The organism is Actinoplanes utahensis, from assembly GCF_016862455.1.
GTDB lineage: Bacteria > Actinomycetota > Actinomycetes > Mycobacteriales > Micromonosporaceae > Actinoplanes > Actinoplanes utahensis.
This window is the reverse complement of record NZ_BOMZ01000089.1, coordinates 45,956-68,497: the sequence shown is the minus strand read 5'-3', so window position 1 is coordinate 68,497 and position 22,542 is coordinate 45,956. Positions and strand designations below refer to the sequence as shown.

Genomic DNA, 22,542 nt, shown 5'->3' with positions numbered 1-22,542 from the left:
CGATCCGTAAGGATGAGACCGTGCATGTCGAGCCGGTTCTCCTTTTTGTTCTCGCCGCCGTCGCGGTGGTCGCGGTGGTGCGGTGGGTCGCCGGCCGGACCGGGCTGCCCGCCGCCGCGCTGTTGCCGATAATCGGCATCGGGTACGCCTTCCTGCCGGGACCCAACATCCCCCTCGATCCGGACATCGTCCTGGCGTTCGTGCTGCCACCGTTGCTGTACAGCGCCGCCCTCGACTCGTCGATGCTCGCGATCCGCCGCAATCTGGCCACCGTGGTCAGCCTGTCGGTGGTCCTGGTCCTGCTCACCGCTCTGCTGATCGGTCTGGGTTTCGCGTGGTTCGTCACCGGTGCGACCCTGGCCGCCGGCATCGCGGTCGGTGCGGCGGTCGCGCCACCCGACCCGGTCGCCGCGCTCGCCGTCGGCCGCAAGGTGGGGCTCCCACCCCGGATCATCACCCTGATCCAGGGTGAGGGCCTGCTCAACGACGCCACCGCGCTCACCATCCTGAGCGTCGCGGTCGCCGCGGCCACCGGTGACGGTTTCTCGGCGCCGTCCGCGCTCGGCCAGTTCCTGGGCGCCGCCGTCGGTGGCGTCGCGGTGGGCGCGCTGGTCGCCTTCGCGGTCCGCGTGCTCTCCCGGCCGCTCAGCGGCGACCCGATGCTGGCGAACGCCGTGTCGCTGGCCACACCGTTCGGCGCCTACCTCCTCGGTGAGGCGATCCACGTCTCCGGTGTACTGGCCGTGGTCGTGGCCGGGCTGATCGTGGGGCACCACACGCCACGGTCCGCTTCGGGGGCGGGCCGGCTGCAGACCAACGCGGTCTGGCGGCTGGTCGACTTCATGCTCGAGGGCTTCGTCTTCCTGCTGATCGGTCAGCAACTGCCCGAGGTGATCCGAGGGCTGGCGGGATACGACACCACCACCGTCGTCGTCGCGGTCGCGATCACCGTGGGCGTCACCCTGCTGCTGCGGCCGCTGTGGCTGGTGCTCACCCTCCTGGCGCCCGGAGCGCTGCACCGCCGTGGGCGCCGGGGCTCGACGGGCGGGAGGGCGCCGGTGCGATGGACCGGCCGCGAGGTCGTGGTCCTCAGCTGGGCCGGCACGCGGGGCGTGATCAGTCTCGCGGCGATCTTCACTCTGCCGCTGGTCACCGAGGCGGGAACCCCGTTCCCCGCTCGTGACCTGCTCCTGTTCTGCACCGTCGTGGTGGTGCTGGTCACCCTGGTCGGGCAGGGCCTGACGTTCGCGCCGATGGTCCGGGTGCTGGGGCTGCGCGCGGACGACAACGATCAGGCGCTTCTGCGCAACGAGGCGCGGGCGGCGTCCGTCGAGGCCGCCCTCACCGCGCTGGACGAGCTGGAGGAGCAGGAACACGACGACATCAGCGGCCAGGTGATCGAGACGATGCGCGAGCAACTGCGGGCCCGGCTGAGCCGCTACCGGGACCGGCTCTCCCTGTTGCGCGACAACGACGCGGCGGGCCCGCCGATCTCACCGCAGTACGAGGCCGCCCTGCACGTACGCCGGGTGGCCATCGACGCCCAGCGGGAGGAGTGCCTGCGCTGGCGCGATGCCGGACGGTTGTCCGACGAGGGGCTCCGCGTCCTGGAACGCGAACTGGATCTCGAGGAGCGGCTGCTGCCGGACCGGCCGGCCCGCCGATGAAGGGCGTCACCGCTCCGTGCCGAGGTGGCGAGGCAGGCGGATGGTGAAGGTCGTGGGGCTCTCATCGGGTTCGACCGGCGCGCTCTCGAACAGTCGCCCGAACAATCGCCGGTAATCGGGCTCCTCCGCCTCGGTCATGACGCGCGCCCTCTGCCGGCAACGCCGGGTGTCACCGACGGTCGACGCGGCGGGGGGATGTCGGCATACCGGCGGCGGCGCTTCTGGTAGCCGACCAGCATATGCCGTGATCCGGCGGAAAAGGTGAGGAGTACGGACGAACAGCGACAGCACCCGTGCTCTACTGAACGGTGCGTGCCCGGATATCGGGTATACGGTGACGCCATGGGCGAGGATCCGGTGAGCGGCAGCGAGGCACGACAGCCCCGCCGATCCCTGGACGTGCGCGAGGACCGGGTCCGCGGCCGGGAGACGGAGGCCGACAGCCGGGACGCCCACGCCGACCAGCAGGAGATCGAACTGCAGGGCCGGCTGGCCCGGGTGGAGGCCCGCGAGCAGTACGCGGATCGGCGTGAGTTCCTGCAGAAGTCGCGGGAAGAGGCGGCCGACCGCCGGGACCGGCGATCCGAGGGCCGCGACCTCGTCGCGGCGGAACGTGCGGCCGCCGCGGAGGCGCGGGACGCCGCCGCGGACACCCGCGACCGGCTGGCCGACAGCCGGGACAGGGAGGCCGACCAGCGGGAGATCGACATCGAGACGGCCCCGGGGTGGCCCGGCTGACCCGAGCGCCCACCGCCCGGCTGACCCGACCGCCCGCCCGGCGCTCACCGCCCGGCTTGCTCCGAGCGCCCACCGGCACTCACCGCCCGGCTGACCCCGAGCGCCCGGCACTCACCGCCCGGCGGGGGCCGATCGGTTGACGTGTTCCTGCAGCACCGTCGCCGCGCGGCCGGCGCGTTCGGCCTCCGCCCGGAACGCCGCGGCCGCCACGGCGTCGCCGGTCTTCTCCGACTGGCTCACCAGCTCCTCGATGACCATGACCTTCTCCTGGAGAGCGCTGACCGCGGTCCAGATCGCGCCTTCGATGCCGTCGTCACGGACCGCCAGCAGGGACTGCGGCGAGTACGAATGGCCGACGTGACAGACGTAGTGGGCGGCCAGGCCGGTACGCACCAGATACATGCCGCCTCCGCAGTCCGGGCAGCCGAGCCCGACGGCCTGCCCACGGTCAGCGGTGTTCGACGCGCCGTACGCGATCATGTCGGTCTCCCAGATCAGGGGTGTCGGCGGACGGCTCGCCGCGATGACCGGATTGCCGGCCATCTTGGCGACAGCGTCCCCGAGGTCGAACGCCGTCGCCGTCATCGCGTCCGGCACCACGCGCAGCGCCGCCGTCGGCATGCCGGGGAACCGGGCCTCCGCGGGATCCTGCACCAGGCCGATCCCCCCGTCGGAGACGATCGCCGCCAGCCCGGCCGCCCCGTCGTCCAGACTGCCCGACAGGACCATCCCGACGACCCGCGGGCCGCACCATCGGGCGGCCGACCGGAACAGCGCGTCCGCCGCCGGGCGCACCCGGTTCTGCCGCGGGCCGTCACTGAGCCGCAGCACATCGTCCTCGTCGACGATCAGATGCCGGTCCGGCACCGCCACCTGGACACACCCCGGCTCCAACCGGCCGCCGTCGACGGCGGCCCGCACCGGTAAGGCGCACGAGGAGGCCAGCGAGCGGGCCAGCGCCGCCCGTGCGCCCGGCGCCATGTGCAGCGCCACCAGCACCGCGGCCGGCAGGTCGGCCGGCAACCGGGCCAGCACCTGGGTCAGCGCCTTGTGGGAGCCAGCGGACCCGCCGATCACGACCACGTCGCGGCGCATCATCGCCGTCCGCCTCTCCTCGGGGGCGAAACACGTTCCCGCGACGGTGCCGGCCAAACGTCGGACCGCGCGGCACGATGTCGTCCCGCTTTTCTCCACACCCACGGTGAACCATTCCGTATTCGGATCCCCGGCCGCGATGCCGCCGGTGAAGAATTCGCCACCGACGGAGACGGGCACGGGAGTCCGGATCTCGCCTGCCGCCGGGCCGGTGAGCGGCGATGAGCCGCCAGGTCGCCCAGGGAACGCGCGGCACCGAGACCTCACGCCTCGTGCCTGCGCTGACCCGCCGGGTTCGCCGGGGCGCCACCTGGAACAGGTGGCGCAACACCGACCGGGCAGTCCCGCCTGGCGGCTTGCTCATCCCTCACCATACCCGCGCGAACAGAATCGCGTCCGAGCAGAATTCGCGGTATCCGGTGTGCCATATCCGGCACCTGAGGGACGTGCGGGCGCCATCCATTTTCGCGCGCCACCCACTTCGCATCGGCGACGCGGGCTGGAGAAAGGGGTTCACCGCACTTCCGGAAACCAATTCATGGTTTCCGGAGCCGACCGGGGCCGACCGGAGCCGACCGGGGCCGGTCCGGTCTCAGCCCGGGACGACCGGCAGAGTCGCGACGTCGCCGTAGAAACGGCTGATGTTCCGGACGGCCGTTTCGAAGGCGTCGAGTTCCATCGGCTTGGTGACGAAGGCGCTGGCGTGACCGGCATAGCTGGCGACGATGTCCGGCACCGCGTCGGAGGTGGTCAGCACCACGACCGGGATCGCCGTCAGGGTGTCGTCGCGGCGGATCTCCGCGAGGACCTCACGGCCGCCCATCCGGGGCATGTTCAGGTCGAGCAGGATCAGGTCCGGCCGTACGGCGTCGGTGTACTCGCCTTCGCGGCGCAGATATTCCAGCGCCTGGCTGCCGTCCACCACCCGGTGCACGACGGGCGGCACCCCGGCCCCCTCGAGCGCTTCCTCGATCATCAGGGCATCGGCGTCGTCGTCGTCGACGATCAGAACGTCGAGAGCTCTAGCCATGGTCACAACCGCTCACCTTCAGCCGGTTCCGCACGAATGTGAACGCTTGCATCACGGCAACGATAGCGGTTCGCCGGGCGCCGTGGCATGTCGGCATCCGGCAGGAGCCGGGCCGGGCGGTCCGGAGGCGCCGAATGAAGGAACACCCGACAGGGAACACCCACAGCGGACACGATCCGGGACCAGAAAAAATCACATCGACCCGATCCGCACAACCCCTTTGCACTTGAGAATCGCCGTACGAAAAGCTGGTTTTGATCTCATGCTTTCAGGGGGAAGTTGAAGGCACGACAGGTGAGGCAACGGTCATCGGAGTGCTCGTTCGCTGTTCTGCCGATCCACTGGCCGACTGCAGGGAGTTCCGGATGACCGTCATCGCCGACACCGCGACCAGCACCGCCCGAGCCGGCGAACTGATCACCAGGCTGGCGGCCCTGCCCGCCGGTGATCCTGCCCGGCTCCGCCTGCGGGATCGGGTGATCGAGGCGTGGCTGCCGCTGGCCCGGCACCTGTCCAGCCGTTACGCCAACCGGGGCGAGCCGCGCGACGACCTCTACCAGGTCGCCGTCCTGGGATTGATCAAGGCGGTCGACCGGTTCGACGCCGGGCGCGGCGTCGACTTCGCCGGGTTCGCGATCCCGACGATCGCCGGCGAGCTCAAACGGCATTTCCGGGACCGGACCTGGTCGGTACGCGTACCGCGCCGACTGCAGGAGCTACGGCTGGCCATCACCGGTGCCAACAGCACGCTGACGCACACCCTGGGCCGCTCCCCCCGGGTCGCCGACATCGCCGGCCATCTGGGCATCAGCGAGGACGAGGTCATCGAGGGCCTGGAGGGCGCCCGCGCCTACCACTCGACGAGCCTGTCCACCCCGGTCGGCGAGGGCGGCGGCGACCTCGGCGACACCCTCGGTGACGAGGACGCCGGATACGAGCTCGCCGACCTGCGCAGCACGCTCGGCCTCGCGTTGGCCGGCCTCGACGAGCGCGAGCAGAAGATCATCATCCTGCGTTTCTACGGCAACCACACCCAGCAGCAGATCGCCGAGCAGATCGGCGTCTCGCAGATGCACGTGTCCCGGTTGCTCACCCGGGCCCTCTCCCGGTTACGGCAGCAGCTGGGCGCCGCCGACGGCGCACGGCCGCGCCCGTCATGACCGCACGGCCGGCATGACCTCGCGCGGAAAGTGCAACCGGACCGACGTCCGGCCCGGTGCCGACGACATCGTGACCACGTCGGCCAACTGCCGGGCCAGCCACAACCCCCGTCCGCCCGCCACCGCGGCCACCGGATCGGGCCGGAGGTAACCCGCGACCGCGGGGATCGGACGGGCGCCGGCGTCGTCGCACTGCACGACGAGCGTGCCACCGTGATGCCAGGCACGGATGCGGACCGGCGGGCCGCCGTGCCGTAGCCCGTTGCTCGCGACCTCGACCACCGCCATCACGAGGTCCTCCCGCGCCGTCCCGCCGAACCCGTGGTCCGCCGCCCAGCCGCCCAGGGCCGACCGCAATCCGCTGAGCTCGGCCACCGCGCCGGCGGTGACGTCCTGATCGACGTGTGCCGGTGGCGCCAGCGCCGGCACGGTGTGACGTTCGGCCAGGTAACGCTCCGGGGGGAGATAGTCCGGTGACGGGGTGAGGCCGGCCGCCGTGACCAGATCGGGATGCGTGGCCCGGACCCGGTCGATGACCGCGCCCGGGTGGCGCCGGCTGTCCCAGACACAGGTGACCGCCGGGGCGCCCAGCGCGTAGGTGCGGTTGCAGATCGCCTCGTACGCGAGATGGGCGGCGACCCGGTCGGCCCGCAGCGAGGGGTCCACACCGCGGATCAGCTCGGGTTCGGCGATCACGTGCAGGCGGCGTCCCGCCCGGTGCCCCTCGGCCAGATAGCGGCGGAACCGCTCGTAGGCGGAACCGAGCCGCTGGTAGAACTCCTCCGGTGTGCCCCAGCGAACCCCGGCCAGGTCGGTCATCCCAGCCCGGGTGCGTTCACCGGCCACCACCAGGACCTCGTCGTAGAACCGCGCCTGCCGGCTCACATGCGCCGCCAGCAGGTCCCGGTCGCGATCGGTCTCGACGATGAGGGCCGCGTGCACGAACCGGGCGGTGGTCATCCCCGGGCCGGGGGCACGGCTGGGGAGGCGGGATTCGTCATGGTCGGCACTCTCCCGTGCTCGGCAACGAGGTGATGAGGCACGCCCCGCCACCCGCTTCTCGTCGCGCTCCGGCGAAGTGCGATCAACCGGCGGGTACAGCGATACCGATACCCTCGCCGCGGACGGCTACTCCGATCGGCATGGTCTTGACGCAGCCGTACGTCGATGTGTTCCGTACGACGGAAGACGTACTCGGCCGCCGCCACCGGTAGGGTCGCCCCATGATGGTTCAGCGGCACTGGTGGAACGGCAGCAGCACGACCCGTTTCCGGCGCGATGTCTACATCCGCAGTGACGGCTCCCAATGGGACGTCCTCGTCCAGATCGGCGGCGAGGCGGGACGCTATCGCGTGCAGCAGTGCCCGGGACGCGGATCCGCGCAGATCGTCGCCGATGCCTGGCGCGGCTCGAACGAGGACTGGCAGGAGCTGAGGCCACAGCCCAGCGCGAGCTGACAGCGGCGCCCGGGGTCACCGCCGACCCACCGCCGGCGTCTCCTCCCCGACGGTCAGAGCGATCACCGCGACGTCGTCGTCGACCTCGGCGAACGTGGCGAGCAGGCCGGCGAGGGCGTCGACGGCCGCCGCGGCGCCGGTCGGGCCCCGCTCGCGGACGAACTGCAGCAGCGCCTGATCCCCGTACCGCTCACCGGCCGAGGTCCGGGCCTCGGTCAATCCGTCGCTGTAAAGGATCATGGTGTCGCCGGCTTCCAGCGAGATCGTCCGGGCCACCAGGCGCGGAGCGGCCAGGATGCCGATGAGCGTGCCACCGTCCGTGGTGTGGTACGCCGCGGAGCCGTCGGCGCGGACCACCAGCACCGGCGGATGACCTCCCGACGCGACGGTGGCGGTCCAGCCGCTGCCCCGCCGCTCGAGGACGCCGAAGATGACCGTGCAGTGCCGGTGCCCGGGCGAGCCGTAATCCTGGTGGACGACGGCGTTGAGGTTGCGCAGGACGGCGATCGGCCCGCTGTCGTAGACGGCGGCCGCCCGCAGCGTGTACCGGGCGGCGGCGGTCACCGCGGCGGCTGCCACCCCCTTCCCGCGGACGTCGCCGAGGAAGAACCCCCACCGGTCTCCGGAGAGCGGGAAGAGGTCGTAGAAATCTCCGCCGACCTCGTCCGGGGACGCCATGTGGTAGAGGGAAGCCGTGGTCATGCCCGGCGGAACCGCCAGGGACGCGGGCAGCAGACTGCGCTGCAGACCACCGACGAGCAGGCGGAGCCGGTCACGTTCCCGGTCGGCGGTCCGCCGCGCCTCGAGCAACTCCTTCTCGTACGCACGGCGCTCGCGGGCGTCGAAGACGGTGATGCGGATCAGCGGCGGCACGCCGTCGCGGCCGTTCTTGACGACGAAGGTGACCAGGACCGGGACCACGGCGCCGTCAGCGGCACGCATATCCGCCGCGATGCCCTTGACCTCGTTCTGCAGCCGCAGCAGCGGCGCACAGCGCGTCTCGTGGAAGAGACGGCTGCCGGGCGTGAGCAGATCGGCGAAGCGCCGGCGGCCGACCAGCTCCGCGCCGCCGCACCCCAGCCAGCTGAGCAGGGTGGCGTTGACCTTGACGATGGTGCCGTCCAGCAGAGTCGACACGAACCCGCACGGCGCCTCGTCGTAGAAGCCGTCGAGGTCATCCCCCGGCAAGGCCGGGGAGGGCACCCGCGCCGGCTCCGGCCGGTCCGCGGCCCGGCGCTCACGACGGGACCGGCGACGCAGACGCCACACTAGGCGACGGCGCAATCGGTGGCCGGGCGTATTGATTGCTCCACCCACCGATTCTCGCACGCGAGACCCCACGCCACCTGCACGGTGAGGCCGGATCATGCCGGTGTCGCCGCCGCCGGCGAGGGAGCCCCGGCCCCGCGCCGGACGACGGCTCCGGCTCGCCGGCCATCGAGGGGCAGCCATGACAGGCGTAGGGTGAGCATGTCGCTCCAGACTCCGGCGGCCCACCTCCCCCGCCGACGAGTGACTCGAGAGAGCCGACAATGATCATTCGCAAAGCGGTCGTCATCGCTGCCCTTCGTGAGCGCGGCCAGCAGGCCCGAGCCGACTTCGTCGACCGGGAGCTCCCGGAGCGCATCGACTCCACCGAACACGGCGGGCTGCTGGCCATGCTGCACCTCGACCCGGCGACGCTGTCCGACGAGACGTCCCCGTGAGAGTCGGCATCCTGGGGCCGGTGGCCTGGCGCACCCCGCCGTACGCCTACGGGCCCTGGGAGCAGGTCACCGGGTTGCTGGCGGACGGTCTGGTGGCCGCCGGGGTGGACGTGACGCTCTTCGCGACGCTGGATTCGAGCACGGCGGCACGGCTCGACGGGGTGTGCCCGCACGGGTACGCGGACGCGTCCTCGACGGACGGCCGCGTGGCCGAGGCGATGCATGTGTCGTACGCCCTGGCCCGCTCGGCCGATTTCGACATCATCCACAACCACCTCGACTGGCTCCCGCTCGCCTTCACCGATCACTGCCGTGCCCCGCTGGTCACGACCGTGCACGGCTTCTCCGGCCCGGCGATCCTGCCCGCTTACCGGGCCAGCCGCTCCTCGTTCGTGTCCATCTCCGACGCCGACCGGCACCCGGACCTCGACTACGTCGCGACGGTCCATCACGGTGTGGACGCGGGCGCGCTCCCGTTCTCCCCGGCCGGGGCGCCGGGGCTGGTGAGCTTCGGCCGGATCCACCCGGACAAGGGCACCCACACGGCGATCGAGATCGCCCGCCGGGCCGGACGTACGCTCACCATCTGCGGCATCGTCCAGGATCAACGGTATTTCAACGAACGGGTGGCGCCCCACATCGACGGCGACCGTGTCGTCTTCCTCGGCGCGGTGGGGCCACGACGCCGCGGCGAGGTCCTCGGCCGGGCCGAGGCCCTTCTGCACCCGATCGACTTCGACGAGCCGTTCGGCCTGGCCGTCGTGGAGTCCATGGTGTGCGGCACACCGGTCATCGCCTACCGGCGGGGCGCCATGCCCGAGATCGTCGACGAGGGCGTCACCGGCTTCCTCGTGCGCGGCGCCGACCAGGCCGTCGCCGCCGTGGGCGCGGTCCGCACCATCGACCGGGCCGGCTGCCGGGAACAGGCCCGCAAACGCTTCGACGCGCACCGCATGGTCAACGACTATCTGGCCGTCTACGAGCAGCTCATCGGCGACGGCCCGGGCTGACCGGCCCGTTCCCGCCGTCCCCGGTTCGCCGGCACCACGGCCCCGCACGCGTCGCGCGTCGACCGCTGCCGGGCCGGCTACAGGAAGGCACCCACCATGACCGTGAGGTACGGATTCCTCAGCACCCATCCGCCCACCCGATGCGGCCTGGCGACCTTCAACGCCGCGCTCGCCACCCACCTCGGCGAAATCGCCGGGCCGAGCGGCATCGTGCGGGTCGCCGGCCACGGCGACGACATCAGGCCCGCGCCGGGTGTGGCGCACACCTGGGTGGACACCGCGCCGTCCGGCTGGCGGGACAGCGCCGAGGTGCTGAACACCTTCGACGTCGCCGTCGTCCAGCACGAGTACGGCATCTACCCCGGCCGTGACGGCGGAGAAGTGCTGTCCGTGCTGCGCCGGCTCACCGTACCGAGCATCGTCGTCCTGCACACCGTGCTGACCCACCCCACCCCGAGGCAGAAGTCGCTGCTCGAGCAGATCGCCGCCGCCGCCGGCGCGGTCGTGACCCTCACCGAGGCGGCGCGCGACCGGCTGGCCGGCTATGCCGTGGACGCCGCGAAGGTCAGCGTCATCCCGCACGGCGCCTCCGACTGGACCGGGGAGCCGGCCCGCCGCCACGACGGCCGGCCGCATCTGCTCACCTGGGGTCTGCTGGGCCCGGGAAAAGGCATCGAGTGGGCGCTGCGGGCTCTGGCCCGCCTGCAGAACCTCAAGGCGGCGCCGGTCTACACCGTGGCCGGCCGCACCCACCCCAAGGTCGTCGAACAGCACGGCGAGGCGTACCGGGCCGGCCTGCACCGGCTCGGGGCGGCTCTCGGCGTCGCGCATGACGTGCACTACGAGTCGGCCTACCTCGACGACGCGGCGCTCGGCGACCTGATCCGCTCCGCCGACGTCGTCGTGCTGCCGTACGACTCCACCGAACAGGTCACCTCGGGCGTCCTCGTCGAAGCGGTGGCGGCGCGGATCCCGGTCGTCGCGACCGCCTTCCCGCACGCGGTGGAACTGCTCACCGACGGGCCCGGCCTCCTCGTGCCGCACCGCGACCCGGCGGCCCTGGCGACCGCGGTCCGCAAGATCCTCACCAAGCCCGCCATCGCGGCCGGGCTGCGGGAGCGCAGCGGCCACGCCGAGCCGGCCCTGCGGTGGCCCGCGGTCGCCGAGCGCTACCAGCAGCTCGCCGTGACCCTCCTCGGCTCCAGGACCCGCCCGGTCGCGGTGACCGGCACATGACCGTCAGCGCGACCACCACGACGGCGCGGTCCGGAAAGGCCGTGCCCGCCGCGCCCTTCACCCACCTGACGCGGCTCACCGACGACACCGGCCTCTTCGAACACGCCCGGCACGCCACGGTCCGCCGCGAACACGGCTACTGCACCGACGACGTGGCCCGGGGCCTCGTCGTGACCAGCCGCGAACCCGCCCCGTCCGCCGAGGTCCTCCGGCTCGCCGAGCGGTACCTGGCGTTCCTCACCCACGCACAGGGCGCCGACGGCGCCTTCCACAACCGGCTGGACTTCGACCGGACCTGGAGCGATCAGCCCGGGCTCGGCGACTGGTGGGGCCGGGCCCTCTGGGGCCTCGGGACCGCCGCCGCGCGCTCGCCGGCCGCGTACCTCCGCCGCGAAGCCCTCCTCGCCTTCACCCGGGGAGCCGCCCGCCGGTCCGCCGACCCGCGGGCGATGGCCTTCGCCGCGCTCGGAGCCGCCGAACTCCTCCGCGCCGATCCCGGCGACGGGACGGCCGCCGAGCTGCTGGCCGACGCCGTGATCGCCATCGGGACACCCGATCCCGACCCGCGCTGGCCGTGGCCGCAGGAGAGGCTCACGTACGCCAACGCCGCCCTCGCCGAAGCCCTCATCGCCGCCGGCGACCTCCTCGACGATCCCGGGGCCCTGGCCGCCGGCCTGCGGATGCTGACGTGGCTGCTGACGATCCAGCTCAGCGACGGCCATCTGTCGGTGCTGCCGTCGGCGGGCTGGCAGCGCGGCGGCCCCCGGCTGCACCACGACCAGCAACCGATCGAGGTGGCCGCGCTGGCGGACGCCTGCGCCACCGCCGCCGCCGTCACCGGGGGCCAGATCTGGCACGCGGGGGTACACCAGTCCATCGCCTGGTTCCTCGGTGACAACGACGTCGGCCAGCTGATGTGGGACCCGGCGACCGGCGGCGGTTACGACGGGCTGACCCTGCACGGCCCCAACCTCAACCAGGGCGCCGAATCCACCCTCGCCCTCATCTCCACCCTCCAGCACCACACCCCTCCACGGGCGGCTCTCGGTCACCGAGCGGCGCCGCGGGCGGCTGCCTCACCGCGGCCGTAGAGCACCATGCCATAGGCCACGACCGGCACCGTGATGGCTACCTTGAGTGGCCATCACGGTCGTCCCTGACCGGGCGAGCACTTCGCTGCGTGATTCTTCCTGACCGATGGGATTCAGGGAGTTCCCCGAAATGATACGAGTGTCCACTTTACTCGGACATCTTGCTACAGTGACGCTCGTCGATCGATGCGACCTGAGCTCGCGCGCCCGGCAGACCATGACCGGCCGTCTGGGCGACTGCCGGCTGCGCCTCGAGCCGCGCCCCGCCGGACGGCCGCCGTTGCGCGCCGCACTGATCTCACCCTAGGCAACAGAACCCCCGGCCGGCCGAGGGCGTCCCGATCCACTCCGCGGCCAGGCCTGATCGCCGGCTCCGCAGCCCGGCCACGCCCTCGCCCGAGACGGCCATCGCCCGCCTTCGCCGAATAAGTGAGCCGCCGTCCCAAATCCCACGACATCAGGTCTATGCTAACTGAGACGGCCGTCCACTTATTGCTCCCGAGGTGGTCTCATGCATCACCTGCTCCCGCTCTCGGCCCTGGCCATCGGCTGCCTCCTGGCGGTCCAGGCCTCGGTGACCTCCAGCTCAACAAGGCGGTGTCCACGCCGTACGGCGCCTCGATGCTGCAACTCGCCGTGTCCACCGTCCTGCTGGCAACGGCCGGAGCCATCGCCGGTGCCTGGGCGCGCTCGGCGCGCTGCCCGACACGACCTGGTGGCACCTGCTCGGCGGCCTGGCCAGCCCGCTCTACATCACCAGCGGCTGCTGGTGGACACCGGAATGCCGGTGGACCGGGCCGCCTTCCTGCAGGCGCCCGGTTCGCGCCTGCTCAGCTCGCACGCCCGGTCGCCACCGACCGCACCGCATGGCTGCTGGACGCCATGTCCGCCATCCCCTCCCTGCCGCCCTGGCTACCCGACTCCGACCTGCCGGCCGAGGCGGTCGCCACCGAACACGAAGCACCGGCCGCCTGACCGGCCACCGACCGATCCTGGAGTGAACACATGAACGCATCGCCGACCACCGTGGACCTCACCCCGCCACCCGGGGTGATCGTGATCTTCTCCGATATCTGGTGCTCGTTCGCGCACATCGCCGTCCACCGCCTGCACGCCACCCGGGAGCGCCTCGGGCTGACCGGCCGGGTGCGGTTCGACCACCGGGCGTTCCCGCTGGAGCTGCTGAACGAGGCTCCCAGCCCGCGGCCCGGCACCGACAGCGAGGTCGGCCGGATGGCGAGCCTGGAGCCGGCCGCCGGCTGGCAGCTCTGGCAGGACAAGGACTGGCTGTACCCGTCGACCACGCTGCCCGCGCTGGAGGCGATCCAGGCCGCCAAGCAGCAGAGCCTGGACGCCTCCGAGCAGCTCGACCTCGGGCTGCGCCGGGCGTTCTGGGCGCAGTCCCGGTCGATCAGCAACCGCAAGGTCATCCTGGACGTGGCCACCGAGACCGGTGCGGTGGACGTGGCCGCGCTGGCCGAGGCGCTCGACGACGGCCGGGCCCGTAAGGAGCTGTCGCGGCAGGCCGTGATCTCGGCGACCGATCGGGTGAACTGCAGCCCGCACCTGTTCCTGCCGGACGGCTCCGACCACCCCAACCCGGGCATCGAGGTGAGCTGGGTGGGCGACTACGGCGTCGGTTTCCCGGTGATCGCCTCCGACGACCCGTCGGCTTTCGAGGATCTGCTGAAACGAGCGGCGATCGGCTGAGCCTCATCGGAAAGGAGCCGCCGTCACCGGACCCGGTGGAGCATCCCGCTCCACCGGGTCCTCCGTTGTGCCGGCCGCGCGACGACACGCCGATCAATGATTGCCGTGATCCTCTGGGGCACCGGCAGCCTGATCGTGAGCTGCGCCCTGGCGCTCTCCGCCGGCGCCTATGTCACCGTCCTGCTCACCGGCACCGGCGCGCCGTGGCTGCAGGGACTGGCCGAGACGGTGCCGGGGTGGCCGCGGCACTGGCGTGCACCGGCACCGAACTGTTCACCGGCCCGGTCGCGGCGCTGCTGGGCGGCGTCGACCTCGGTTACCCGTCCGGGTACGGCGTCGCCGCCACGGTCTACTATCTGGCCGGCCGGATTCGGGGCCGGGGCGCGCCACCGCCGGGTTCTCACCAACTGCGGCGGATCGCCCTCGGCCACCCGTCGTCCGGGCCGGCGACCCGCTCCACAGCCGGGAAGTGTCGGGCTGACGCTCGCAGCGACGCGACGACGGTCGTACCCGGACGGTGTCTCCGGCCACCGCCGGTCGCACCATCCGGTCGTTTCGTCGTCACTCGCCGTCGCATATCCTCGGCTCGTGGGTGAGCCGGACGAGGACCTCGACAGGCTCGAGGCGTTCACCTACCTGATCGTTCCCGAGCGGTCCTCCTACCTCGCGATCATGCGGCTGTTCGCCGCGTCCCTGATGACCGACCTGTCCGCGCAGCAGGTGGTGGAGGAGCTCGCCGCCCAGGGCCACGACATCGCGCTCGATGTGGCGGTGAGCCGCCTGAACAGGCTCGTCACCTGGGGTAACCTGCTGCCGAGCTCGCACACCGTCCGGGTGCGGAGCATCGAGGAGTACCAGCGCGCCCGCTCGAGGTACCAGCTGTCGGCGCTGGGCGAACGGGTGCAACGGCAGGCCGACGAGGTGCTGTCCAGCGCGGAAGCCGCCCGGGAGGTCAGCCGGGAACTGCTCGGCCTGATCAGCCAGGGTCTCGCCGAGCTGGCGGACCGTGTGGAACGGCCGGGAGGCATCGACGGCGGAGCCGCCCGGGAGACGGTCGCCACGGTGTTCGCCCAGTTCTGGGTGTTCCGGGATTCGGTGCGCGACTTCTACGCGTTCCTCGGTCAGGTCCTCGCCCGCTACGATCTGGACAGCGCCGAGTACACCGGTTTCAAAGAGCTCCTGCTGGACTATGTGGAGTCGATCACCGAGGAGATCGTGCTGCTGGCCCCGCGTATCGAACGGCACCTGGAACGGTTGTGGCCGTACCTGCCGGATCTGGTGACGATGTTGCGCGAGGGCGGGCTCGCCGGGGCCGCCGCGGACCTCGGTGTCACGGTGGCGCACAGCCGGGGCCACGACCTCACGGACTGGGCCGGCCTACGGGCCTGGTTCAGTGACCTCGACGGCCGGCGCAGCGAGGTGACCCAGCTGCGAGACGCCACCCTGCGGGCCCTGCAGTCGCTGCTCGCGAACGCGAAACGGATGATCCGCTCCGGTGGTCAGGGCACCTCGCGGCGGCGCGAGCTGCTGCGGCTGGCGGCATGGCTGGACGCGGCGGACGAGGATCTCGCCGCCGACCTGTTCACCTCGGCGTACGGCCTGTACCCGGCCCGGCACCTCGGGATCGCCGCCGACGCGCAGATGGTGGTCCCGGCGACGACGAGCTGGTGGCCGGAGCCCGCCGTCGAGGTCCCGGTGTCGTTGCGGGAGCGTGGCGCCCGGGCGGCGCGGGGCCGGGTGTCCGGCGTCGCCGACCGTTCCGCCCAGCAGCGGGCGCTGATCGAGCAGGCGGCTGCCGAGCAGCTGGCGCGTGCGGCCGCTGCGGCCGAGTTGCTGTCCGCTGCCGCGAGCCTCGGCACGGTACGACTGTCGGAGCCGGCGATCCGGCTGCTGCTGGAGTTGATGGCGCAGGCGCTCGGCGCCGGCGATCCGGCCCAGGGCAGCGCGGTCACCTCGAACCTCGACCTCGGTGTGCGCTGTGAGCTGATCAGCAAGCCACGCCAGGAGACGACGATCCACTCGGCGACCGGTGACCTCACCGTCCGGGACATCGACATCTCGATCACCCGGCGGGAACCGGCGGATGGCTGACGATCATGACATCGCCCTGGAGACCGAACGCCGCCGGGCGATCCGGGCCCTTCTCGCCACGCCGCTGCTGCTTCCGGCAAGTGACGAGTTCGCGCTGGTCCGCCGGCATGCCGAGTGGCTGCGGGCGTGGTTCGGCGCCTTCCTCGGCTACCGCCTGGTGGTGGAGGCCGGCTTCGCCCGCCTGTTCAAGCCGGGTCTCGGTCCGGGGCTCGGCCGGCCGCTGCTGCGGACATCCGGCCCGTTCACCCCACGGATGTACGCCTACCTCGCCCTGACCACAGCGGTCCTGATCACCTGCCCGGAGCAGGTGCTGCTGTCCCAGTTGGTCGCGGACGTCCGGGCAGCCGCCGTGGAGGCCGGCATCGATGTCGACGACGCTCGTCGCCCGGCCGAACGGCGGGCTCTCGGTGCGGCGCTGCGGCAGATGGTGGCCTGGTCGGTGCTGCGCGAGGAACAGGGCTCGGTGTCCGGATACGCCGACGATGAGCAGGCCGAGGCTCTGCTCACGGTCGACCGGGACATCGCGGCGCATCTGCTGGCGACCGCGCCCGGCCGGGCGCGGTCGCCGGAGGAGTTCGTCGTGCAGGCGGCCGACGCCGGACCGGGAGGTTCCCGGCACCGGGTACGGCGACGGTTGTGTGAGCAGCCCGTCGTCTACGTGGACGATCTGACCGCCGCCGACCGGGTCTGGCTGCGCCGCGAGCAACGGCGTGACGAGCGCTCGTTCCTGGACTATGCGGGATTGCAGGCGGAGTTGCGGGCGGAGGGCGCGGCGATGCTGGATCCGGACGAGGCCCTCACCGATGTGACGTTCCCCGGTGGCGGCACGGTGGCGCAGGCCGCACTGCTCACCATCGGGGTCCTGGCCGGGCGGTTGCGACCGGAACCGGGCCGTCTGGTGGTGGGCGTACCGGTGCCGGACGGCCTGCTGGACGAGATCCTCACCGATCTCACCGAACGTCACGCCCGCCGGTGGGCCGGTCAGTACGTGGCGGATCCGGTCCTGCTGCGGGAGGCGGTCGTCGCGCTGCTGGTGACCATGGGCCTGATGGCGTGGTCGGGGCCGACGGTGGCCGACGCCGAACCGGAGGATCAGGTGCCGGCGTCCGTCGCCGACCGCGCCGTCGACGCACGTGGCGTTCGCGGCGACACACCGGACGGCACACTGCTCCTGTTGGCCGCGGCGGCCCGGTACGCGCCGGCGGAGGTGGTCCGCTGATGAACCCGTACCGTTACCGCCTGCACCGGGCCGGTATCTGCAACGTCTGGCAGTACGACGACCAGGTCTTCGACTTCGAGGACGGCCGGCTGCTGCTGCGCGGCAAGAACGGCGCCGGCAAGTCGAAGGCTCTGGAGCTCCTTCTGCCGTTCCTGCTCGACGGCGACACCAAACGCCTGGACGCGACCGGCGGCGGGCGCACCACCTTCCGCTGGCTGATGAGCGAAGGAGCCTCGGGCGTCAACCGGCAGGGCTTCGTCTGGCTGGAGCTGCGGCGCGTCGACGAGCGGGAGGTGGAGCGCTTCGTGACGCTCGGAGCGGTCGTCCGCTGGTCGTCGTCGACGGCGGAGGCCCGGCTGACCTACTTCGTCACCGCCGCCCGGATCGGCGCCGAGGTGACGCTGGTCGAGGGCCGCCAGCCGGTGCCGATCGACCGTCTCCGCGAGACGCTGGGCGAGGGCGCGCTGATCAACTCCGCCCGCGACTACCGGGCCCGGGTCGGCCGCGAGGTGTTCGGCATCGCCGATCCGGGCCGCTACCGCAATCTCGTCCATCTGCTCTACCGGCTGCGGCGGCCCACCATCGGTGACCGGATCGAGGCCGGCCAGCTCACCGCCGAACTCGGTGAGGCGCTGCCCCCGGTCGACGACGACGTGCTCGACTCGGTCGCCCACAACCTCGACGACCTGGAGACCGTACGCGCCGACCTGGGCCGCCTGGAGGCCACCCACAGCGCGCTGTCCGACCTGATGACCACCTACCGCGGGTATCTGCGGGGCGAGTTGCGGCGGCGGGTGCACGCGGTCGACGAGGCCCTCACCCGGCTGCGCGCTCAGCGGCGGCAGGCCGGGCAGGCCGAACGCGAGGTCGACCGGGCCCGCACCGCGGAGGAGGAGGCCCTCGCCGCGGTGGGCCACTGGGACCGGGCGTACCGCGAGGCGTCGGCTGAGCTACGGGCGCTGCGGGAGAGCGCCGGCTACCGGGCGGTGCAGGAGCTCGCCCAGCGCCGACTCGCGGTGCAGGCGCTGCTGGCTGCCGCCCGGTCCGCGCAGACCGCGGCCGCCGCGGACCGGCAGACTCTCGCCGCGCTGGCCGACCGCCTGCGGGACGAGACCGGACGGCTGGCATCCGCCGTCACCCAGATCCGCGACGGGCACCACGGGCTGCGGGAACTCGCCACCGAGTCCGGCCTCGACGTCGGTCATCTGGGTTCGATGCCGGAGTTGCGTCACCGCGATGCTCCGTCCTTGAAGGTCGTCGACCATGAGCTGGCCGGACACGAGTTCGGACGTCAGCGGGACCGCCTGACCGCCGCGGAGGAGGCGGTCCGGGGCCGGCGCACCGCGGTCGCCGACGTCGACGGGCGGCTCGCCGAGGCGGAGAAGGCCACCCGCGCAGCGACCCGGGCGGAGGACGAACGAGACCTCCTCGACGGCCAGCAGGGCGAGGCCCGGAACCGGTTCGACCAGCTCAAGGACGCACTCGCCGCGGCGGGCCAAGAGTATGCGTCCGACGTACACCGATGGTCTGCTCTGCCGGTGTGGGACGGCACGGACCTGACCTCGGTGAAGGAGGCCCTGCTCGCCGATGATCCGCTGCCGGCCGAGACGCCGGAGGCGGTGCGTGCCGCGGCCGAGGCCGCGGCGGAGCCGCTGCGTGATGCCGCGGAAACACGGCGGGACAGCTTGCGGACCGCTCAGCGCAAGGCGGAGGAAGACCTTTCGGCGGTACGGGCGGAGCACCGTCGATGGAGTTCCCGGATCGATCCGGAACCACCTCGATCCCGGTTCCGGGAGACCGGCACGCCGTCTCCGGCAGGAACCCCGCTGTACCGGCTGATCGACTTCGCCGGGTCACTCGATCCGGCGGACCGGGCGGGCGTGGAGGCCGCGCTGGAGTCGAGCGGGCTCCTCGACGCCCTGTGCACCGGCGACGGCACCGTGCTGCACCCGGGAAACGGCGAGGTCGTACTGCGGCCGGGTCCCCCGGTGCCCGGCCCCAGCCTGCGCGACGCCCTGGTGGCCGTGCCGGGCGCCCAGGCAGTCACCGCACTGCTGGCTTCGATCGGCTGGGGGGCGGACAGCGACGCGACGAGCTGGATCGCCGCCGACGGCGGATGGCGTCTCGGTGTCGCGCACGGTACGTGGACCAAACCGGAGGCCGAATATGTCGGCGCCACCAACCGGGCGGCCCTGCGCCGACGGCGGCTCGCCGAACTGAACGTTCGCATCGAGGAGCTGACCGGCCTGCTCACCGCTCTCGGCGAACAGATCGCCGACGTGGAGACCGAACGCCGCGATCTGGCAGCCACCCTCCGTGCGCTGCCGGACGGCGTCGCGCTGCGCACCGGCTGGATCCGCTACGACGAGGCCAAAAGCCACCTCGAGCGGCTGGCCCGGCAGTTCGCCGGGGCCCGGCGCCGGGCGCGGGAGCTGCGCGTGATCGCCGACGACCGGCGTGCCCACGCCGCGTCCGCGGCCGCCTCCCACCTGCTGCCCGCCGACCGTGCCCAGCTGGCCCTCATCGACCAGCGGCTGCGGCAACTGGCGGCGGATGTGCCCCGGCAGGCCCGCGACATCGAACGCTTCACCGCCGGCCTGCGCCCCTATGCGGATCTGATCGCCCGGCACGGCGCCGCTGTCGGGCAGGCCGCCCACACCGCCGACGAGGCGCAGATCGCGGCGACCGAACATCTCACCGCCGAGCAGGAGCTGGCCGTCCTCGAACGCTCCCTGGGCGTCGAACCGGCCGAGATCCTGCGACAGGAGACCGCCGCCGAAGAACGGGCCCGTACCGCCGAGCAACGACTGCCCGCCGCTCGCCGCGACTACGAGGAACGCCGTGACGAGCGGGTACGCGCCGGCGAGGCCCGCGACCAGGCGCGGCTGCGGCTCACCGAATTCGAACAAGCGGCCCTGGATGCGGGCACCGCGCTCCCCCGGGTTCTGACCCTCCCGGGTGTCCGGCCCGCCCTCGAACTGCCCGCCGACCTGCCCGCCGAAGCCCCCACCGGCACCCCGCCCGAACGGATCCGGCACCTCGACGACCTCGCCGGCCGGCTGCGGGACGCCCTCGGCCGGCCCGCATCGGATCTCGGCGAGAACGCGCTGCACCAGCGCTACACCGATGTGCGCAGTCGGCTTCCCGGCGGCTTCGACCTGATCTGGGAGGACCGCGACGGCGTCAAGGTCGTCGAGATCAGCGACGACATCGGCCGGCATCCGGTAGCCGCCGCCACGGCCCGGCTCGGAGCCGAGCTCGACCAGAAACGCTCCGCGGTCGCCGACCGGGAACGCCACGCCTTCGAACGGTTCCTGCTCGGGGAACTCGGCGACGCCCTGTCCCGGCAGATCCGGTCCGCCGAAGCCCTCGTCGCCGCCATGAACCGCACCCTCGGGGAGGTGCGGACCTCACACGGCCTCGGCGCCCGGCTGGTGTGGGCGCTGCGTGACGACGCCGACCCCGACACCCGCCGCGCCGTGGCGCTGCTGCGTACCCCGCTGGAACTGCGGACCCGCGACGACAACGACCGGCTCCGGGAGGCGCTGGCCCGCCGGGTCGAGGACGCCCGCCGTTCCGACCCCTCCGCCGGGTACGCCGTACATCTGCGCGCCGCCCTCGACTACCGGAACTGGTTCACGTTCACCGTCAAGGTCACCGACCAGGCCCGTCCCGACCGGGAACGGACCCTGTCCGCCCGTACCGCGATGTCCCAGGGCGAACAGCGCGTCGTCTCCTACCTGGTGCTGTTCGCGGCGGCCGCCGCTCATTTCACCTCGGTGGGCGAGCTGCATCCGGCCGCACCCCGGCTGATCCTGCTCGACGACGCCTTCGCCAAAGTGGACGAGCCGACCCACGGGCGGCTGCTGGGTCTGCTCGTCGACCTGGATCTGGACGCGGTGCTGACCAGCGAGCGGCTCTGGGGCTGTTTCCCCGAGGTGCCGTCACTCGGCATCTACGAATGCCTGCGCGACCCCACCCGACCGGGCGTCGCCACCCTGCACTTCCGTTGGGACGGCCAGCGCCGTACGGTTCTCCCCTCATGATCCCCCCGGCCACACTCGCCTATCTCAGCTCGCCCGTCCTGCGGCCGCTGTGGGCGGCCGCCCACAGCAGGCTGGCCCGCAACGGGCGCACCGCCCGCGGTCGCCTCACCCTGACCAGCCTCGACCCACCTCAGCGCGAGGCTCTCGGCCACCTGCTCGACCGCATCGTGACCGCGACCCACACCGTCGACCTGTCACAGCTCGACGAGCGGTTACGGACGACCGCCGCCGGAACCGGTCTGCTGGACGTGGTCGAGGCGGTGGTCGGCCCGGTCCCGGATCGCCGGGCCCTCGCCTCCGCGTCCCGGTCGCAACGAGCCGCACTGCGCGACCACGCCACCGCGGCCCTCACCACCGCCGGACTGTCCGGGCACGCATGGGCCCACGAGTGGATGGACCAGCTGTGGCGTCAGGGCCTGCCGGCCCGGCTGCCCGCCGACGACGTGCACCGCGTCATCGAGCAGGCCGTCGCCACCCTCGCCCGGACCGTCGGCGAACAAGCCCGCACCTGGTCCCGCGGCGAACTCGCCCAGGCCGTCACCGGAAGCGCCCACGGTCTCGACGACGACACCACCCTCGCCCGCCTGGTCCTGCGCGGCCTCGCCCTCGCCCTCACCGGCTCCCCGACGCTACCGACCGGCGCCGCCGAACGCCGCGCCCTGTGGGATGCCGCCGGCGTCGCCGGCGACACCATCGCCACCACGGTTCTGGCGTGCGGACTCCGTCCGCACGGCATCGCGTGGTTGCAGGAGCGCGCCGACATCGGCGCCGAAAGTCACCTCACACTGCGGGAGATCCGCCGCCTGGCGCCGTGGTCGATGCCGCCGCAGACCGTGTACGTGTGCGAGAACCCGCGAGTCCTGGAAGCGGCACTGGACAACGGCGTCCGAGCGCCGATCGTGTGCACCATGGGCAACCCGACCACCGTGACGCTGGCCCTGCTCGACGCGATCACCGCCGCCGGCCACGTCACCCTCGCCTACCACGGCGACTTCGACTGGCCGGGCATCGCCATCGCCGCCCGCATCATGCGCCGCTATCCCGCCGCACCCTGGCAGTTCACCGCGGTCCACTATCGGGAGGCCGTCGCCCAGGCCACGCGCCGCGGCACACCGCGCCAACCCCTGACCGGCAGTCCCGTGCAGAGTCCATGGGATCCGGCCCTCGTCGTGGCGATGGCGGAACAGAACGTCGCCATTCATGAGGAGGCGCTGATCGAAACCCTCCTCGCCGATCTCTGAAGCCCATATCGCCGGATGTGCCGGTCCGGTATGGCGCCGGCCGTC

General features: G+C 72.4%; 19 protein-coding genes. 14 read left to right on the top strand and 5 right to left on the bottom strand.

Annotation, left to right across the window (positions count from 1 at the left end):
* Positions 1 to 20 precede the first annotated feature (20 nt).
* The gene (locus tag Aut01nite_RS31595; RefSeq protein WP_043525057.1) at positions 21 to 1,667 is read left to right on the top strand and encodes a Na+/H+ antiporter; all 1,647 of its coding nucleotides are present in this window, start codon (positions 21 to 23) and stop codon (positions 1,665 to 1,667) included.
* A 6-nt stretch (positions 1,668 to 1,673) separates the two neighbouring features.
* Here the strand turns inward: Aut01nite_RS31595 and Aut01nite_RS44450 are convergent, their stop codons facing one another.
* Complete coding sequence (locus Aut01nite_RS44450; protein WP_268871707.1) at positions 1,674 to 1,805, bottom strand: hypothetical protein; 132 nt, start codon at positions 1,803 to 1,805, stop codon at positions 1,674 to 1,676.
* A gap of 204 nt (positions 1,806 to 2,009) precedes the next feature.
* Between Aut01nite_RS44450 and Aut01nite_RS31590 the strand changes: the two genes are divergently transcribed.
* Positions 2,010 to 2,405 carry a hypothetical protein gene (locus Aut01nite_RS31590; protein WP_043525056.1) on the top strand — a complete coding sequence of 132 codons (396 nt, stop codon included), beginning with the start codon at positions 2,010 to 2,012 and terminating at the stop codon, positions 2,403 to 2,405.
* A gap of 111 nt (positions 2,406 to 2,516) precedes the next feature.
* Here Aut01nite_RS31590 and Aut01nite_RS31585 read toward each other — a convergent pair whose 3' ends face one another.
* Positions 2,517 to 3,503 carry a chemotaxis protein CheB gene (locus Aut01nite_RS31585; protein WP_043525054.1) on the bottom strand — a complete coding sequence of 329 codons (987 nt, stop codon included), beginning with the start codon at positions 3,501 to 3,503 and terminating at the stop codon, positions 2,517 to 2,519.
* Positions 3,504 to 4,092: 589 nt separating this feature from the next.
* Positions 4,093 to 4,530, bottom strand: coding sequence for a response regulator (locus tag Aut01nite_RS31580; protein WP_043525128.1), 438 nt, complete (start codon positions 4,528 to 4,530; stop codon positions 4,093 to 4,095).
* Between the two features lie 365 nt (positions 4,531 to 4,895).
* Between Aut01nite_RS31580 and Aut01nite_RS31575 the strand changes: the two genes are divergently transcribed.
* Entirely contained in the window at positions 4,896 to 5,690 is a 795-nt protein-coding gene (locus Aut01nite_RS31575) for a SigB/SigF/SigG family RNA polymerase sigma factor (RefSeq protein ID WP_043525052.1), read from the top strand.
* On the opposite strand, the gene Aut01nite_RS31570 is transcribed toward Aut01nite_RS31575, so the two are convergent.
* Positions 5,685 to 6,650 carry an ATP-binding protein gene (locus Aut01nite_RS31570; protein WP_043525051.1) on the bottom strand — a complete coding sequence of 322 codons (966 nt, stop codon included), beginning with the start codon at positions 6,648 to 6,650 and terminating at the stop codon, positions 5,685 to 5,687. The two genes, Aut01nite_RS31575 and Aut01nite_RS31570, sit on opposite strands and share 6 nt — an antisense overlap.
* 263 nt (positions 6,651 to 6,913) lie before the next feature.
* Between Aut01nite_RS31570 and Aut01nite_RS31565 the strand changes: the two genes are divergently transcribed.
* Complete coding sequence (locus Aut01nite_RS31565; protein WP_043525049.1) at positions 6,914 to 7,147, top strand: hypothetical protein; 234 nt, start codon at positions 6,914 to 6,916, stop codon at positions 7,145 to 7,147.
* 15 nt (positions 7,148 to 7,162) lie between these two features.
* Here the strand turns inward: Aut01nite_RS31565 and Aut01nite_RS31560 are convergent, their stop codons facing one another.
* Positions 7,163 to 8,335, bottom strand: coding sequence for a SpoIIE family protein phosphatase (locus tag Aut01nite_RS31560; protein ID WP_043525127.1), 1,173 nt, complete (start codon positions 8,333 to 8,335; stop codon positions 7,163 to 7,165).
* Positions 8,336 to 8,679: 344 nt separating this feature from the next.
* Here Aut01nite_RS31560 and Aut01nite_RS31555 point away from each other — a divergent pair, with 344 nt between their 5' ends.
* The 10 genes from Aut01nite_RS31555 (at position 8,680) to Aut01nite_RS31510 (ending at position 22,497) form a co-directional block, all read left to right on the top strand.
* A complete protein-coding gene (locus Aut01nite_RS31555; protein WP_173476676.1) occupies positions 8,680 to 8,853 on the top strand; it encodes a hypothetical protein in 174 nt (57 codons plus the stop codon).
* Complete coding sequence (locus tag Aut01nite_RS31550; protein WP_043525048.1) at positions 8,850 to 9,863, top strand: glycosyltransferase family 4 protein; 1,014 nt, start codon at positions 8,850 to 8,852, stop codon at positions 9,861 to 9,863. The genes Aut01nite_RS31555 and Aut01nite_RS31550 overlap by 4 nt, the downstream gene beginning before the upstream one ends.
* 96 nt (positions 9,864 to 9,959) lie before the next feature.
* Positions 9,960 to 11,099 (top strand): glycosyltransferase, encoded by a 1,140-nt coding sequence (locus Aut01nite_RS31545; RefSeq protein ID WP_043525047.1) that lies wholly within the window; start codon positions 9,960 to 9,962, stop codon positions 11,097 to 11,099.
* On the top strand, positions 11,096 to 12,190 hold the full coding sequence (locus Aut01nite_RS31540; protein WP_236642695.1) for a glycosyltransferase: 1,095 nt from the start codon (positions 11,096 to 11,098) through the stop codon (positions 12,188 to 12,190). The genes Aut01nite_RS31545 and Aut01nite_RS31540 overlap by 4 nt, the downstream gene beginning before the upstream one ends.
* 169 nt (positions 12,191 to 12,359) lie before the next feature.
* Positions 12,360 to 12,497 (top strand): hypothetical protein, encoded by a 138-nt coding sequence (locus tag Aut01nite_RS31535; RefSeq protein WP_161790637.1) that lies wholly within the window; start codon positions 12,360 to 12,362, stop codon positions 12,495 to 12,497.
* 698 nt (positions 12,498 to 13,195) lie between these two features.
* Positions 13,196 to 13,900, top strand: a complete 705-nt coding sequence (locus Aut01nite_RS31530) for a DsbA family oxidoreductase (RefSeq protein ID WP_043525045.1) — start codon at positions 13,196 to 13,198, stop codon at positions 13,898 to 13,900.
* A gap of 588 nt (positions 13,901 to 14,488) precedes the next feature.
* Complete coding sequence (locus Aut01nite_RS31525) at positions 14,489 to 15,991, top strand: TIGR02677 family protein (protein WP_043525044.1); 1,503 nt, start codon at positions 14,489 to 14,491, stop codon at positions 15,989 to 15,991.
* On the top strand, positions 15,984 to 17,210 hold the full coding sequence (locus tag Aut01nite_RS31520) for a TIGR02678 family protein (RefSeq protein ID WP_052163705.1): 1,227 nt from the start codon (positions 15,984 to 15,986) through the stop codon (positions 17,208 to 17,210). Before Aut01nite_RS31525 ends, Aut01nite_RS31520 begins: the two co-directional genes overlap by 8 nt.
* Positions 17,210 to 21,256, top strand: coding sequence for a TIGR02680 family protein (locus Aut01nite_RS31515; RefSeq protein WP_043525043.1), 4,047 nt, complete (start codon positions 17,210 to 17,212; stop codon positions 21,254 to 21,256). The genes Aut01nite_RS31520 and Aut01nite_RS31515 overlap by 1 nt, the downstream gene beginning before the upstream one ends.
* Entirely contained in the window at positions 21,253 to 22,497 is a 1,245-nt protein-coding gene (locus Aut01nite_RS31510) for a TIGR02679 family protein (RefSeq protein WP_043525042.1), read from the top strand. Before Aut01nite_RS31515 ends, Aut01nite_RS31510 begins: the two co-directional genes overlap by 4 nt.
* Positions 22,498 to 22,542 lie beyond the last annotated feature (45 nt).

What these genes read in the sequence shown, in the direction of transcription:
- Aut01nite_RS31530 (WP_043525045.1), top strand. Translation starts at nt 13,196, where the DNA reads ATGAACGCATCGCCGACCACCGTGGACCTCACCCCGCCACCCGGGGTG.
- Aut01nite_RS44450 (WP_268871707.1), bottom strand. Translation starts at nt 1,805, where the DNA reads ATGACCGAGGCGGAGGAGCCCGATTACCGGCGATTGTTCGGGCGACTG.
- Aut01nite_RS31540 (WP_236642695.1), top strand. Translation starts at nt 11,096, where the DNA reads ATGACCGTCAGCGCGACCACCACGACGGCGCGGTCCGGAAAGGCCGTG.
- Aut01nite_RS31575 (WP_043525052.1), top strand. Translation starts at nt 4,896, where the DNA reads ATGACCGTCATCGCCGACACCGCGACCAGCACCGCCCGAGCCGGCGAA.
- Aut01nite_RS31555 (WP_173476676.1), top strand. Translation starts at nt 8,680, where the DNA reads ATGATCATTCGCAAAGCGGTCGTCATCGCTGCCCTTCGTGAGCGCGGC.
- Aut01nite_RS31515 (WP_043525043.1), top strand. Translation starts at nt 17,210, where the DNA reads ATGAACCCGTACCGTTACCGCCTGCACCGGGCCGGTATCTGCAACGTC.
- Aut01nite_RS31585 (WP_043525054.1), bottom strand. Translation starts at nt 3,503, where the DNA reads ATGATGCGCCGCGACGTGGTCGTGATCGGCGGGTCCGCTGGCTCCCAC.
- Aut01nite_RS31570 (WP_043525051.1), bottom strand. Translation starts at nt 6,650, where the DNA reads ATGACCACCGCCCGGTTCGTGCACGCGGCCCTCATCGTCGAGACCGAT.
- Aut01nite_RS31590 (WP_043525056.1), top strand. Translation starts at nt 2,010, where the DNA reads ATGGGCGAGGATCCGGTGAGCGGCAGCGAGGCACGACAGCCCCGCCGA.
- Aut01nite_RS31520 (WP_052163705.1), top strand. Translation starts at nt 15,984, where the DNA reads ATGGCTGACGATCATGACATCGCCCTGGAGACCGAACGCCGCCGGGCG.
- Aut01nite_RS31580 (WP_043525128.1), bottom strand. Translation starts at nt 4,530, where the DNA reads ATGGCTAGAGCTCTCGACGTTCTGATCGTCGACGACGACGACGCCGAT.
- Aut01nite_RS31565 (WP_043525049.1), top strand. Translation starts at nt 6,914, where the DNA reads ATGATGGTTCAGCGGCACTGGTGGAACGGCAGCAGCACGACCCGTTTC.
- Aut01nite_RS31545 (WP_043525047.1), top strand. Translation starts at nt 9,960, where the DNA reads ATGACCGTGAGGTACGGATTCCTCAGCACCCATCCGCCCACCCGATGC.
- Aut01nite_RS31510 (WP_043525042.1), top strand. Translation starts at nt 21,253, where the DNA reads ATGATCCCCCCGGCCACACTCGCCTATCTCAGCTCGCCCGTCCTGCGG.